The sequence below is a fragment of the Phycicoccus sp. Soil803 genome, assembly GCF_001429685.1.
In the GTDB taxonomy this organism is placed as follows: domain Bacteria; phylum Actinomycetota; class Actinomycetes; order Actinomycetales; family Dermatophilaceae; genus Pedococcus.
This window is the reverse complement of sequence record NZ_LMST01000001.1, coordinates 4,338,269-4,351,405: the sequence shown is the minus strand read 5'-3', so window position 1 is coordinate 4,351,405 and position 13,137 is coordinate 4,338,269. Positions and strand designations below refer to the sequence as shown.

Sequence of the window (13,137 nt, the reverse complement as noted above, 5' to 3'; positions counted from 1 at the left end):
GTCAAGCTCGTTGATCATGCGTGGGAACTTGTACTGCGGTCGCATTTTGACCCGCCCAGTCGCGAGATTCTTCTATGAATTCAGGTTGGGCAACGCGTCGTTGTTATGGGGATAGAACCGTTTGGGTACCGGTCTACTTGAATCGTCTGATAGCCGCCTCTGATCTGCTGCGAAATCGGCGACGGAGCGGATCTTCACAATCCTGTTTTCCCTCTCTGCACGCCCGGCGGCGCACAGGTTGCGCCTGCAAGCTTGCGGTGATCCCCACCAGCACAAGGCGCGATCGGCCGCAACCGTGCGCATGGTCGCGCCTTGTCAGCCGTCCCACGCACGAGAGTCATGCCCCTCGGTGGGGGCAGGTCTCGATCGTGCCCCGTCGCCGGCGTTTCCTCTCCAGACCCAACAACGCTGGAGGCGACGTGGACGGATTCGGAATGGCGGCATCGGACGTCGGTGGCCGGCCGATGGTGGCGCTGTTGTGCGGGGTGGTGGGTTTCGCGTTGATGTTGGGCGCCGGCCGCGTCCGCCCACGGAGAGGGGGCCGGGCGCGTGGTGATGTCGAGCGGGATTGCGCCGGCCGGCGCGAGGTGGTGAGGGTCGCGGGTCGCCGTCAGCTGATCCGGCGCGGTCGGGCCCTGCGGCCGGCCATCGAGCGACCGTTGCCTGGCGATGTGGGGTACCGGATCGGGGTGGCGAAGGGGGCGGAGTGTTTCGCCTCGATTGAGGACTCGGTGGTGGTGTTGGGTCCGCCGCGGTCTGGCAAGGGGCTTCATTTGGCGATCCCGTTGATCTTTGACGCGCCGGGTGCGGTGGTGACCACGAGCACCCGCCCGGACAACCTGTCTGTGACGCTGCGCCGCCGTGCGGCGGCCGGTCCGGTCGCCGTGTTCGACCCTCAAGGTTTGGCCCTCGGCATACCGACCTCGACCCGGTGGTCACCGATCCGGGGGTGCCAGGACCCGCATGTGGCGATGATCCGCGCCAAGGCGCTCACCGCGGGCGCCGCGGACGGCACCACGGACGCGAACTTCTGGCAGGCCTCGGCGGAGCAGGCGGTCCGCTGCCTGCTGCACGCGGCAGCCTTGGGGGACCGGTCCACCCGGGATCTCTACCGGTGGTCCCTGTCCGCGCTGAAGGCCCACGACGCGGTCCACATCCTCACCACGCACCCCGACGCGGCGCACGCATGGAGCGAGGCATTGGAGGCGATCCTGTCGGCCGACCCGCGGCAACGGGACTCGATCTGGGCAATGGTCGCCATCGCGTTCTCCGCGCTCGGTGACCCGACGGTGCTGGAGGCACTGTCGCCGGCGCCGGGGGAGCAGTTCGACCCCGAGGCCTTCCTGCGCGGCAAAGGTACCGTGTACCTGCTGGGCACCTCCACCGGCGCCTCGGCGACAGCGGGGATCGTGGCCGCGTTCGTCGAAGACGTCGTCGAGGCGGCCCGCCGCCGCGCCGCCGCCTCGCCGGGTGCGCGCCTGGACCCGCCGCTGTCGCTGGTGTTGGACGAGGCCGCCAACTACCCGCTGCCGTCGCTGCCGGCGCTGATGTCCGAGGGCGGCGGCACCGGCATCTCCACCATCGTCGTGCTGCAGTCGCTGGCGCAGGCCCGGCACGTGTGGGGTGAGCACGCCGCCTCTGCTATCTGGGACGCCGCAATCGTCAAGGTCATCCTCGGCGGCGGCTCCAACGCCCGCGACCTGGACGACCTATCCAGGCTGATCGGGCAACGCGAACGCGCCACCACCTCGACCAGCCGCGGCGGCGACGGCCGACGCAGCACGTCGACGTCCACCACGACGGCGCCCATCCTGGAACCCGCGCAGCTGCGGACCTTGCCGTTCGGCACCGCCATCCTGCTCATGCGGGCCGCGCCAGCGATCGCCCTCACCTTGCACCCGTGGACCCGGCGCCGCGACGCCCACCTACTCGAGGCGGACCGGGACGCCACCGAGGCCCAGGCCCGGTCCGGGCCACGGCGTGCGGCGGTGTCGCCGTGACCGGGCCGCCCACGGACGGGTATGCCGGCCTGCCGGCTGGCCCGTCCCCGAACCCCTTCGTCGGCGGCCCCGTTCACGTGCCCACCCTCACCCTCGCCGCCCGCGGCACGCTCCTGGACGAGCTGGCGCCGTGGGTGGACACGCTCGCGCGCCGGTTCGCCCTGGACGTGCGCACGGTCCCGCCGTGCTGGGACCGGCACAACGGCATGGTCGAGGTCCTCGCCGCACTGCGCGACTACGAGCGCGGTGCGTTTGTCGGCACGGCACCCCCCACAGCCGCTATCGACTGGCTCCGCGCCCTGCGTGACGCGGTCGCGTTCTTGCGCGACCTGGGCGCCCTGACACAGTGCACTGCCCGCGAGCACCGACCCGATCCCGAGCGACCCATTCTGGAGCCTCCCGGCGTCTGAGTCTGCCGGTGGTGCCCCGAGCGCGCCGTAACCCTTCCAGAGGCGCGGCACGGGCTCGCGCGGGAAGGCGAGCGGCACATGGAACCCGACACGCGGCTGGGACAGGATGAGCAACATCCGTACGAGGCGCTGCTGCTCCAACTGGCCGTCATGGCCCAGGAGCAGGTCCGCGATACCGCGGATCACGAGTACCAGCTGGGGATCCGCGACACCTGCCTGACCGTGGTCGCACTCGCCCTCACCAAGGGGACCGGCCGACACGCGGACCAGGTGCGGCACCTATTGACCGACGCGGTCGTCAGCGGCGGGTGTGATGCGCCCCAGCTGCTGCAGCTTGCGCTGCACGCTGTCGGGCACGCCGGAGCGGGGCGACTGGGGCTGGACTGGGTCGGTCCGCGCACCTTCCAGGCACGGCACGGCCGCGTCGGCACCGATGAGGACCTGGCCAGCTCGCTCGGCCCGAACCGGTCGATCCGCATCTCGTGGCGCCGCGACCCCGGCCGCCATGTCGGGCTGCTTTACGCCTACGACCAGCTGTGGGACGAGTACGCCGTCATCGCCGCCTGCGTCGACCGCGACCTGGCCCGTGACGCCTGCCGGCGCGCGGTTCCGAGCAGGGGAGCCGAACTGTGACCGGCCACGGGGCGGCGACCCGGGTCGACATCGATCAGCTTCGGGCCCGGCACCGCATCGAGGACGTCGTCGCCGCCTCCGGTGTCGAGCTGCACCCAACGGGTCGCTCCCTGATGGGTTGTTGCCCGTTCCACGACGACCGCACCGCGTCCCTGTCCGTGGGCGGCGTCCCGGACCGGTTCCACTGCTTCGGCTGCGGCGCTTCCGGCGACGTCATCGACTACGTCGCCCGGCTGCACGGCCTCAGTTTCCGTGGGGCGGTCGAGCACCTGGACCACGCACCGATCGCACCGACCACCCCTCCGGTCGCTCAGCGTCCCGAGGCCCGTCACCGTTTCGTGGACGTGCCCGTTGAGCGGGCGTATGCCGTGAACCTCCTTGCGTGGGAACACTGGACGCGCCCGGTGAATCACGCGTTCGCCCTGGCCTACCTGCGTCATTACCGCGGCATCGACCTGCACCCGGCCGAGACCGTGAGGGGTGACCGGCTGGTCGGGCACACCGGCACCGCGTGGGCCAGCATGACCAACCACCTGGCCCGTCACGGCGTCGCCACCGACGAGCTGGTCGCGCTCGACCTCGCCCACGCCACCCGCCGCGGCACCCTCATCGACACCATGCGAGGCCGGCTCGTCGTGCCGGTGCGCGACGAGGACGGGCACATCACCGGGTTCCTGGGCCGCGACACCACCGGCGACCCGCGCGCACCGAAGTACCGCAACCCCACCCGGACCGAGGTCTTCGACAAGGCCACCATGCTCTACAGCCCGCAACCGCTGACCCCGACGAACGATCCGGTCGTGGTCGTCGAAGGACCGCTGGACGCTCTGGCCGTTACCGCCGCCGCGGCCGCGACCCGGATTCCGGTGATGGCCTGCACCGCCTCCGGAGTCGCGGTCACCCCCACCCAGGCCGACCGGGTCGCCGCCCTTTCACCGGGACGACCGGTTCTGGTTGCGCTCGACGGGGACGCCGCCGGCCGCGAAGGCGCCACCCGCTGGGTCGACCTCCTGCATGGCCGCCTCGGCCACCCGGTCCGCGTGGTCGACCTCCCCGACGGGCGCGACCCCGCGGACTGGATCGCCCACCACGGTCCCCATGCGCTCGGTGACCTGCTCGCCCGCGCCCGCCACCCAGCCCCCCCAGCTGGACGCCACCACTGCCCCGACCCAGCGCAGCAGCACGAGCCGATGCGCCCCCAACTCTGAAGGAGACCCACATGCACACCACCACGACCCGTGCCCAAGACCTCATCGACCTCGCACACCGGCACCTCGCCGCGGCCGCCGCCGCCGCCCGAGCCCGGACCAGTGACCCGGTCGCCGGCCACACGTTCGCCGCCCAGGTCGAGCTCGTCGCCGCGACCCTGCCCCCGCCCAGCCGACCCACCGACCCCATCCCGCCGCGGGCGGCCCGGCTGGTCCACCACCTGCTCGCCGCGATCACTGCCCTCGACACGATCGACCCCCTCGACGGACCAGCGGACCTGCCGCTGTGCGCCTGGCACGTCCACGAACTCGCCCGCATCGCCCGCACCCAGAACGACACGACGGGGACGCCATGAGCACCACGACCGCGGCGGACCTCCTCGCACGGGCCGAGCTGCTCAGCCGCGACCTGCGTCGGGACGCCAGACCGGTGACCCTGCAGCAATGGGCGGCGTTCGACGTGACTGTGCACCGGCTCCTGACCGCGATGCTCGGGGAGCACGGGATCTCGGTCCCGAAGGAACACACCGCACTGCGAGCCCTGATCGACCAGTACCCGCAACCGCTTACCGGTCCGGTGCGCATGCCCCGTTCCGAGTCTCAGCCAACTACCCGCGACCACTTCGAACGCCAGGCAGCTGCTTCCACACGCCGACAGCATCTGCTGTCGGTCCCCTCCCCCGCACCAGACGAGCCGCCCGCCCTCGACGTCGAGGGCCTCCCGCAGATCACCGATCCGCACCCAATGGCCCGGCTGACGTGCGCCTTCGGTGCACTGGCGGACCTGCTCCATCGTCACCGCGTGCTCGACCGAATCCCTGACGACATCGACGGGCTGACCGACGCTTCCCGACGAGTCCTGGCCATCGCTGCGCTCGCCGCCCACCACACAATGGCCTCCGTCCCACTCGCCAACACCCAACGCCCAATGACGGTGGGCCTACACGCCGAAGGGTTCCTCGACTCACTCACCACCGGCCGGCCCGCCGTCGCCCGCTGGCTATATGAGGTCGCCGCAACCCATGCCCAGACCGCACCCTCCAGCCCGCGCAGGAGTCTCGACGTCGTGGTGGCGGAGTGGGCGCGCACGTCCGAGACCGAGGTGCACGCCGCCGTCCCCAGCGTCGACAGCCTGCGCACCCTCACCCGCCAGGGAACCCACCTGCTCGCCACGATCGAAGAGCTCGCTTGTGCAGGGGACACGCGGTCATGGGCCGGTGAGGACCCAACCGGGCTGCGAGAGGCCGTGACGGCACTGATCGACGTCGACCAAGCGTGGCCGAGCGGCGCGTCGACACTGACCCGTCCAGCCCACACGTTCGTCGACGCCAGCCGTGCACTGCATGAGGCCCTCGAACCCCTCCGGCTCGGCGCAGCGCGGCTGGACGGCGCCGACCGTGACACCGCCATGGCCGCCCTGCTGCGCGCTACCAGCCACCTGAGCCATCAGCTCATCAGCGGTCGCACGCTCCCCGAACGGCTCGCGTGCTCCGGGCTGCTGTTCGCCCCAGCCCGCTCGCTCACCCCGGCGCCGGACCGGCTCAGCGACCGCAAGCACGGCCGGCACATCCCCGCCACGCTGAACGACATCAGCGACCTCATGCACACCTGGCATGAAGCCGTGGACCGTTTCCTCCAGGCGAACGTTGCCCTCATGCATCCCTCGCAGGTACGTCAGATGTCCTCGTCGGATATGGGACCGAGCCTCTAGGGGACTACTCGCGAGCTGAGATCCGAACTGCAGGAGTAGTAATGGAGAAACTCTTCACCTTGGAGGAAGCGGCTGAGGTGCTCGGCACCCCAGCGCGGTTCCCTCGACGGCTGGTCGCCGAACGCCGGATCCGGTTCGTCAAGGTGGGCAGGTATGTGCGGATCCCTGAGAGCGCCATCGAGGACTTCGTGGAGCACGGGACCGTGGACGTCGTTGTCCGGCGTGTGCGGGGGAGGGCGTCATGACCAGGCAGCGTCGTGAGTTCGGGAACATCCGAAAGCGCGAGTCTGGACGCTACGGGGCCAGCTATCTCGGGCCCGACGGTTTGCGACGCTACCCCGGCCGAACATTCGCTACCAGGGCCGACGCTCAGGCGTGGCTCGCCCTCCACCAGACACAGATGCGGAGCGCCAGTTGGACCGATCCGAGACTGGGGCGTCGGAAGCTGGGCGACTACGGCGGGCAGTGGATCGCTGAGCACCAGCTAAGCCTCCGGACGCGCGACCTGTATGCCAGCTTGTTCCGGCTGCACATCGATCCGTTCCTTGGCCACCTCCCTCTGGATCAGATCACCACAGAGGCGGTGAGGAGCTGGCGTGCGCGCCTGCGCGACCAAGGGCGCTCGGAGAGCACTGTGGCCAAGTCCTATCGATTGCTCCGCGCCATACTCAACACCGCGGTCGATGATGGACGAATCTCGAAGAACCCATGCCGAATCAAGGGTGCCGATCGGGAGAATCCGCCGGAACGACCAGTGGCGTCGGTGCCCGAAGTCTTTATGCTCGCCGACCGGATCGGACCCACCTACCGCGCCTTCGTCCTCACGGCCGCATTGGCGAGCCTTCGCTGGGGTGAACTCGTCGCTCTTCGCCAGCGAGACCTGGATCTGGAGGCGGGTTTGATCTTTGTTCGCCACAGCATGGTCGAGCGCGGGCGACACCTCGAGATCTCGCAGCCGAAGAACAACCGCACGCGAACCGTCGCCCTGCCAGGCGTGCTGGTCGAGGAGTTGAAGTCCCACCTGGCCAGAATTCCGCCGAATCCGGAAGGGCCGGTATTCACCGGCGAGCGCGGCGGTGTTCCACGACGCGGCAACTGGCGGGCCAACGTCAGGTGGAGGGACGCCGTCAAGGCCATCGGTCTGCCGGACGGGTTCCGCTTCCATGACCTGCGGCACACGGGCAACCACCTGGCTGCGCAGACGGGCGCCTCAACTCGAGAGCTCATGCAGCGGATGGGGCACTCGACGGTCCGTGCCGCGATGATCTATCAGCACGCTACAGACTCCCGCTCAAGGGAGATCGCAGACCGTCTCGACGGTCTAATCCGTTCCCAGCAGGAAGTCCGGGATTGACGGGTTCAAGACGGCTTATTGCCCAATAGTTGTCCGTAGGCGCTATCCGACGACCCTGATAAGCCCATCTCCGAGGGCCATCAAAGCCCTGACCTGCATCGATGCAATGGAGCCGGTGACGAGAATCGAACTCGCGTGTCCAGCTTGGGAAGCTGGCGCTCTACCATTGAGCTACACCGGCGCACCCCACCTGAGGCGGAGCGAACACCGCCCACCGGGCGGTGCGGCAGGAAGTCTAACCGAACGCGCGCGCGAGACTGACGGCCCCCGGCATACCCCTCGCGTTAGTCTCTCACCGTGCTGCTGAGCGACCGTGACATCAAGGCCGAGATCGACAACGGACGGGTCGTCCTCGACCCCTGGGACCCGGAGATGGTCCAGCCGTCGAGCATCGACGTGCGCCTCGACCGTTACTTCCGGTTGTTCGACAACCACAAGTACCCCTTCATCGACCCCGCCGAGGACCAGCCCGACCTGACCCGACTGGTCGAGGTCGACAAGGGCGAGCCGTTCATCCTGCACCCCGGCGAGTTCGTCCTCGGCTCCATCTTCGAGACGGTCACGCTCCCCGATGACGTCGCCGCCCGCGTCGAGGGGAAGTCGAGCCTTGGCCGCCTCGGCCTGCTCACCCACGCGACGGCCGGCTTCGTCGACCCCGGGTTCACCGGCCATGTCACCCTCGAGCTCAGCAATGTCGCCACCCTCCCGATCAAGCTGTGGCCGGGGATGAAGATCGGCCAGCTCTGCTTCTTCCGCCTCAGCTCGCCGGTCGAGAACCCCTACGGTTCGGCCAAGTACGGCTCGCACTACCAGGGCCAGCGCGGCCCCACCGCGAGCCGTTCGTTCAAGAACTTCCACACCACCGACGTCTGACCGACGCCCGGGTATGCCGCGTGCTCACCTCGAGCGCGCCCCGAACCTTCCCGAGATCCCACCTTTCGGGCCTGAAGGCCTCCGGCAGCCCCGAGATCCCAGCTCTCGGTCCCGGGGGCGTCCCCTCGACAACTCTTGGTGACCGCGGCATCCAACCAGGGCTCCGCGACGAACGACTGCCACAGGTCACACCGACCCGAAGGAGGCCCCGTGTCCGCTCCCCGACTGCTCTGGCCGGCGGAGGTCGACCAGCCGCGTGCCGTCGTGCTCGTCCTGCACGGTGGCAAGTCGCGCAGCCGCCGCCCCGTGCGGCCGTGGCACGGTGCCGTGCTGCGCATGGCGCCGTTCGCGAAGGTCATCGCGGAGGCCGGCGCCGGCTCCATCGCCGTGGCGTCACTGCGGTATGCCGTGCGCGGCTGGAACGGCGCCGAGCAGAGCCCCCTCGCCGACACCCGGCTGGCCCTCGAGCAGATCGCGGCGAAGTACCCCGGCATGCCGATCGGGCTGCTCGGCCACTCGATGGGCGGCCGCGTGGCGCTCCACCTCGCCGCCGACGAGCGGATCACCGCCATCGCCGCGCTCGCCCCCTGGGTCGAGCCGCGGGACCAGCCCCGCTCCCACCCGGGCCTGCACGTCCTCTTCATGCACGGCAACCTCGACCGGATGACCTCTCCGCGCGCCTCGCGGGCGATGGCCACCGCGATGGCCGGCCTCGGGGCCGAGGTGAGCTACGAGTCCGTCAAGGGCGAGAGCCACGCCATGCTCCGCCAGGCCCCCCGCTGGCACCGTGAAGCCGCTGCCTTCCTCGTCGGCCACCTGCTCGACCAGCCCTCCCGGACGCGGGTCCCGGGGAGCTGACGGCGCTGGGAGACGGCTAGCGCTCCTCGGGCGTCGACACGGCATACCGCTCGACGATGTGCTCGGCGAGCATCAGCTCGGGTGAGAGGTCGCGGTCCTCGATGCCCGCGGGCAGCGCCGCGCACCGCCCGAACGCCTCGCCCAGCTCGCCCAGCGGCACGACGCCGCGCATCCGCAGCGCCCGCACGGTGCACACCAGCTCGACGGCGAGCATCCGTCGGTAGGCGGCGGTCGCCTCACCGAGGCGCAGCGCCGCCTGGCCCGCGAACGACGCGTCGTCCTCGATGCCCGCCGACACCCCGGCCGTCTGCACGCTCGACGGCGTCGACGCCACGCCCCGGATCGTCGACAGGGCCGAGGCGGCGACGTACTCCGCGATGAGGACTCCTGACGACCCCATCGTGGAGTCCGACAGGAAGAGCGGCAGCCCACTGTCGGAGTCGGTGAGGGTGTGGCTGATCCGCGACTGCACCGCCTGCGCCGAACGCGTCAGGGCCAGCAACGTCGTGTCCACCGCCAGCACCAGGTATGCCGCGTGGAACCCGCCGTGGTGCGTCACCTCCGGCGCGCCGTCGGTGCCGGTGAAGAGCGGGTTCTCCGAGGCGGTGTTGGCCGCGGTCTCGACGACGGTCTTGAGGTCGCGGACCGTGTCGAGGACGGGACCGTGCACCTGCGGCCAGGTGCGCAGCCCGAAGAAGTCCTGGAGGTGGGCAGGCTCGCCGGGCTGGCCGTCGAGCAGCTCGCGCAGCACCCGGATCACCTCCTGGGCGCCGCGGAACGGCGTCGCAGCGGCAGCCGTCTCGCTCACCGCCTCGGGATTACCTTGCAGCGCAACGAAACTCAGCGCGGCAACGGTGTCGGCGGCCCGTGCCAGCTCGTGCAGCGACGCGGCATGGAGCGCGGTCTCCGCGATCGCGAACGCGTTGGACGACATGAGGGGGAGGGCGTCGGCCGAGGTGAGCTGCACGTCGGAGCGCTTGGCGCCACCGGACCGCTCACGCTCGCCGATCAGCGCCAGGCCGACCTCGGCGAGCGCGGTCAGGTCACCGGTGCCGAGCGACCCGTAGCGATGCACCACGGGCAGGTCGTCCTCCGGCGCACCGACCAGGTCGGCGAGCGCCTGCGCGAGGGCGGGGGTGGCGCCCGACCCGCCGGCGAGGATCTGGTTGGCGCGCACCGCCAGGGCGGCCCGCACGACGGACGGCGACATCACCTCACCCCACCCCGCGGCGTGCGAGCGCAGCAGCCGCAGGCCGTGGTCGACCTTGGAGTCGGTGCTCTCGTCGCGGGCCGCCCCGACACCGGTCGTGCGGCCGTAGACCGGTCGGATCCGGCTGACCTCAGCGGCATTGCGGTGCGAGGTCTCGGCCGCCGCCAAGGCAACCGGGTCGATCGTCGCAGGCGCTCCGCGGGCCGCCCGCTCGAGGGCGTCGAGGTCGAGGCTGTGGCCGTCGAGGTGCACCGGTTGCGTCACGTCGCCAAGTATCGCCTGCCGGTGTCGCTTGTCGGTGTGCTGGGTTAAGTTGATCGCCATGATCGCCTTCGACGGTGTCACGAAGAAGTATCCGGACGGCACCGTGGCCGTGGACGACCTCAGCCTGGAGGCTCCCAGCGGCAAGATCACGGTGCTGGTGGGTCCGTCAGGCTGTGGCAAGACGACCTCCCTGCGCATGATCAACCGGATGATCCAGCCGTCGTCGGGCACCATCACGCTCGACGGCAAGGACACCGGGCGGATGAAGGAGTCCGAGCTGCGCCGCGGCATCGGCTACGTCATCCAGCACGCCGGTCTCTTCCCCCACCGCACGGTCCTCGACAACGTCTCGACCGTCCCGCGCCTGCTGGGCATGGACAAGACCGAGACCCGCAAGCGCTCGATGGAGCTGCTCGAGCGGGTCGGGCTCGACCCGGCGTTCGCCAAGCGCTACCCGGCGCAGCTCTCCGGTGGCCAGCAGCAGCGCGTCGGGGTGGCCCGTGCCCTCGCGGCGGACCCGCCGGTGATGCTGATGGACGAGCCGTTCAGCGCCGTCGACCCCGTGGTGCGCGAGCAGCTCCAGGACGAGTTCCTGCGCCTGCAGGGCGATCTCGGCAAGACGATCATCTTCGTCACCCACGACATCGACGAGGCCATCAAGCTGGGCGACCAGGTGGCGGTGCTCAAGGTGGGCGGCCACCTCGCGCAGATCGCCGCGCCGGCCTACCTGCTCTCCCACCCGGTCGACGACTTCGTGGCCGACTTCGTCGGGCGCGACCGCGGCTACCGTGCGCTGTCGTTCCAGCCGACCCCGCGGCTGCCGCTCGCGTCCGAGCGCACCGTCTCCATGGGCGAGCGGATCGGCGGCATCGACGCCGACTGGGTGCTCGTGGTCGACGACGACAACCACCCGCTCGGGTGGGTCGAGCCGGCCCGACTGAAGGGTGAGGTGCGCAGCGAGACCCTCCATCGGGGCGGCACGGTCGCGCGGGCGAGCGGGCCGCTGCGGGCAGCACTCGACGCGGCCCTGTCGAGCCCGAGCCGGCGCGGGGTCATCGTCGACGACACCGGGGCGCTGGTGGGCACGGTCAAGGCCCACGAGGTGCTCACCGCCATCGAGGAGACCAGCCGTCCCGAGCTGGCCAACCCCGACAACCCCGGGGCGCCGGCGGCATGACCTGGTTCCTCGACCACATCCCCGAGGTCCTGCGACTGGCGTGGACGCACGCCTATCTCGCGGGCATCCCCCTGGTGGTCGGGCTCGCCCTCGCGCTGCCGCTCGGCTGGCTGGCGCGTCGCTACGCGTGGCTCTACGCGCCGTTCACCGCCGGCTTCGGCCTGCTCTACACGATCCCCAGCCTCGCCCTGTTCGTCATGCTCCCGCTCTTCACCGGCTACGGCATCCTCAGCCCGGTCAACGTCGTGATCGCGTTGTCCCTCTACACCCTCGCCCTCCTGGTGCGCACCGTCGCCGACGGCTTGGGCGCCGTCCCCGACCACGTGCAGAACGCCGCGACCGCGATGGGCTACACCCGGGGCAAGCGGTTCTTCGCGATCGAGCTCCCGCTCGCCGTCCCGGTGATCGCCGCGGGGCTGCGGGTGGCGGCGGTCAGCAACGTCAGCATCGTCAGTGTCGGCACCATCATCGGGGTCCAGCAGCTCGGGCTGTTGTTCAGCGACGGGTTCAACCGCGACTTCTACGACCCGCTGGTCGTCGGCATCATCGGCTGCGTCGTGCTCGCCCTGCTCTTCGACGGCATCATCATCCTCCTGGCGCGACTGCTCACGCCGTGGCAGCGGGCGACGGGAGGCCGCGCATGAACGGCGTCATCACCTGGCTCACCGACCCGCTCAACTGGTCGGGCTCCGACGGCATCCCGGGCCAGACCCTGACCCACCTCTGGTACTCCGCGATCTCGCTGTTCGTCGCCTGCCTCATCGCCATCCCGCTGGGGCTGGCCATCGGCCACACCGGTCGCGGCCGGTTCTTCGTCGTCAACCTCGCCGGCGCCGCCCGGGCGATCCCGAGCCTGGGCCTGCTCTACCTCATGGTGCTGTGGCTCTTCCCCAAGCTCAAGGGCGACTCGGCGTTCCTCGTGCCCAGCCTCATCGTCCTCATCGTGCTGGCGATCCCGCCGCTCATGGCCGGGGCCTATGCCGGGGTCGAGGGTGTCGACCCCGCCGCGCGTGATGCGGCCAAGGGCATGGGCATGACCGGCATGCAGGTCCTCGGCAAGGTCGAGGTCCCCAACGCGCTGCCGCTGATCCTCTCCGGGTTCCGCTCGGCGACCCTCCAGGTGATCGCCACCGCCACGCTGGCCGCGGTGGCCGGCACCGGCGGGCTCGGGCGGTTCCTCATCGACGGGCAGAAGATCCGCGACTACCCCCAGATGGCCGGCGGTGCGTTGCTCGTCGCCGTCCTCGCCCTCGTGGTCGACCTGCTGCTCGCCGTGGTGCAGCGCTACGTCGTCTCGCCGGGGCTCACCGGCCGCGGCGCCGGACCCGCTCGCGGGTCCCGCAGGCGGTCACCGAACCGTAACCTAGGTAATACCCCCCTTGATGTAGACATTCCGTCGACGACACGTACGGTTGATCCTCAAACCCCCTGATCAACAG

General features: G+C 70.4%; 14 protein-coding genes and 1 tRNA gene. 13 read left to right on the top strand and 2 right to left on the bottom strand.

The annotated features are described in order from the left end of the window. Positions 1-74 precede the first annotated feature (74 nt). The 8 genes from ASG95_RS20200 (at position 75) to ASG95_RS20165 (ending at position 7,316) form a co-directional block, all read left to right on the top strand. The gene (locus tag ASG95_RS20200) at positions 75-2,000 is read left to right on the top strand and encodes a type IV secretory system conjugative DNA transfer family protein (RefSeq protein ID WP_369820401.1); all 1,926 of its coding nucleotides are present in this window, start codon (positions 75-77) and stop codon (positions 1,998-2,000) included. Then, a complete protein-coding gene (locus tag ASG95_RS20195) occupies positions 1,997-2,410 on the top strand; it encodes a hypothetical protein (RefSeq protein WP_057378602.1) in 414 nt (137 codons plus the stop codon). The genes ASG95_RS20200 and ASG95_RS20195 overlap by 4 nt, the downstream gene beginning before the upstream one ends. A gap of 78 nt (positions 2,411-2,488) precedes the next feature. Continuing rightward, positions 2,489-3,043, top strand: a complete 555-nt coding sequence (locus ASG95_RS20190) for a hypothetical protein (protein WP_057378601.1) — start codon at positions 2,489-2,491, stop codon at positions 3,041-3,043. Then, positions 3,040-4,251 carry a DNA primase gene (locus ASG95_RS20185; RefSeq protein WP_057378600.1) on the top strand — a complete coding sequence of 404 codons (1,212 nt, stop codon included), beginning with the start codon at positions 3,040-3,042 and terminating at the stop codon, positions 4,249-4,251. The genes ASG95_RS20190 and ASG95_RS20185 overlap by 4 nt, the downstream gene beginning before the upstream one ends. An 11-nt stretch (positions 4,252-4,262) precedes the next feature. Continuing rightward, on the top strand, positions 4,263-4,607 hold the full coding sequence (locus tag ASG95_RS20180; RefSeq protein ID WP_057378599.1) for a hypothetical protein: 345 nt from the start codon (positions 4,263-4,265) through the stop codon (positions 4,605-4,607). Between the two features lie 74 nt (positions 4,608-4,681). After that, positions 4,682-5,962, top strand: coding sequence for a hypothetical protein (locus ASG95_RS20175; RefSeq protein ID WP_157582317.1), 1,281 nt, complete (start codon positions 4,682-4,684; stop codon positions 5,960-5,962). A gap of 41 nt (positions 5,963-6,003) precedes the next feature. After that, positions 6,004-6,207, top strand: a complete 204-nt coding sequence (locus tag ASG95_RS20170; protein WP_057378597.1) for an excisionase family DNA-binding protein — start codon at positions 6,004-6,006, stop codon at positions 6,205-6,207. Further along, a complete protein-coding gene (locus tag ASG95_RS20165; RefSeq protein ID WP_057378596.1) occupies positions 6,204-7,316 on the top strand; it encodes a site-specific integrase in 1,113 nt (370 codons plus the stop codon). Before ASG95_RS20170 ends, ASG95_RS20165 begins: the two co-directional genes overlap by 4 nt. Positions 7,317-7,423: 107 nt before the next feature. Here the strand turns inward: ASG95_RS20165 and ASG95_RS20160 are convergent. After that, positions 7,424-7,497 (bottom strand) — tRNA-Gly (locus tag ASG95_RS20160). 116 nt (positions 7,498-7,613) lie between these two features. Here ASG95_RS20160 and dcd point away from each other — a divergent pair. Together dcd and ASG95_RS20150 are read left to right on the top strand one after the other, a co-directional pair. Continuing rightward, positions 7,614-8,189 carry a dCTP deaminase gene (dcd, locus tag ASG95_RS20155; RefSeq protein WP_057378595.1) on the top strand — a complete coding sequence of 192 codons (576 nt, stop codon included), beginning with the start codon at positions 7,614-7,616 and terminating at the stop codon, positions 8,187-8,189. A gap of 210 nt (positions 8,190-8,399) precedes the next feature. Further along, positions 8,400-9,047 carry a S9 family peptidase gene (locus tag ASG95_RS20150; protein ID WP_162259430.1) on the top strand — a complete coding sequence of 216 codons (648 nt, stop codon included), beginning with the start codon at positions 8,400-8,402 and terminating at the stop codon, positions 9,045-9,047. 16 nt (positions 9,048-9,063) lie between these two features. On the opposite strand, the gene ASG95_RS20145 is transcribed toward ASG95_RS20150, so the two are convergent. Next, positions 9,064-10,581 carry an aromatic amino acid ammonia-lyase gene (locus ASG95_RS20145; protein ID WP_057378594.1) on the bottom strand — a complete coding sequence of 506 codons (1,518 nt, stop codon included), beginning with the start codon at positions 10,579-10,581 and terminating at the stop codon, positions 9,064-9,066. Here ASG95_RS20145 and ASG95_RS20140 point away from each other — a divergent pair. Genes ASG95_RS20140 through ASG95_RS20130 form a run of 3 tightly spaced genes read left to right on the top strand, consistent with a single transcriptional unit; the run spans position 10,580 to position 13,130 of the window. Then, on the top strand, positions 10,580-11,698 hold the full coding sequence (locus tag ASG95_RS20140; protein ID WP_057378593.1) for an ABC transporter ATP-binding protein: 1,119 nt from the start codon (positions 10,580-10,582) through the stop codon (positions 11,696-11,698). The genes ASG95_RS20145 and ASG95_RS20140 overlap by 2 nt on opposite strands. Next, positions 11,695-12,342 (top strand): ABC transporter permease, encoded by a 648-nt coding sequence (locus tag ASG95_RS20135; RefSeq protein WP_057378592.1) that lies wholly within the window; start codon positions 11,695-11,697, stop codon positions 12,340-12,342. The genes ASG95_RS20140 and ASG95_RS20135 overlap by 4 nt, the downstream gene beginning before the upstream one ends. Beyond that, on the top strand, positions 12,339-13,130 hold the full coding sequence (locus ASG95_RS20130; protein ID WP_056921489.1) for an ABC transporter permease: 792 nt from the start codon (positions 12,339-12,341) through the stop codon (positions 13,128-13,130). Before ASG95_RS20135 ends, ASG95_RS20130 begins: the two co-directional genes overlap by 4 nt. Positions 13,131-13,137 lie beyond the last annotated feature (7 nt).

Bases quoted from the DNA above. Each gene is read 5' to 3' on its own strand.
- ASG95_RS20200 (WP_369820401.1), top strand. From the start codon at position 75: ATGAATTCAGGTTGGGCAACGCGTCGTTGTTATGGGGATAGAACCGTT.
- ASG95_RS20190 (WP_057378601.1), top strand. From the start codon at position 2,489: ATGGAACCCGACACGCGGCTGGGACAGGATGAGCAACATCCGTACGAG.
- ASG95_RS20180 (WP_057378599.1), top strand. From the start codon at position 4,263: ATGCACACCACCACGACCCGTGCCCAAGACCTCATCGACCTCGCACAC.
- ASG95_RS20170 (WP_057378597.1), top strand. From the start codon at position 6,004: ATGGAGAAACTCTTCACCTTGGAGGAAGCGGCTGAGGTGCTCGGCACC.
- ASG95_RS20165 (WP_057378596.1), top strand. From the start codon at position 6,204: ATGACCAGGCAGCGTCGTGAGTTCGGGAACATCCGAAAGCGCGAGTCT.
- ASG95_RS20140 (WP_057378593.1), top strand. From the start codon at position 10,580: ATGATCGCCTTCGACGGTGTCACGAAGAAGTATCCGGACGGCACCGTG.
- ASG95_RS20145 (WP_057378594.1), bottom strand. From the start codon at position 10,581: ATGGCGATCAACTTAACCCAGCACACCGACAAGCGACACCGGCAGGCG.
- ASG95_RS20135 (WP_057378592.1), top strand. From the start codon at position 11,695: ATGACCTGGTTCCTCGACCACATCCCCGAGGTCCTGCGACTGGCGTGG.
- ASG95_RS20130 (WP_056921489.1), top strand. From the start codon at position 12,339: ATGAACGGCGTCATCACCTGGCTCACCGACCCGCTCAACTGGTCGGGC.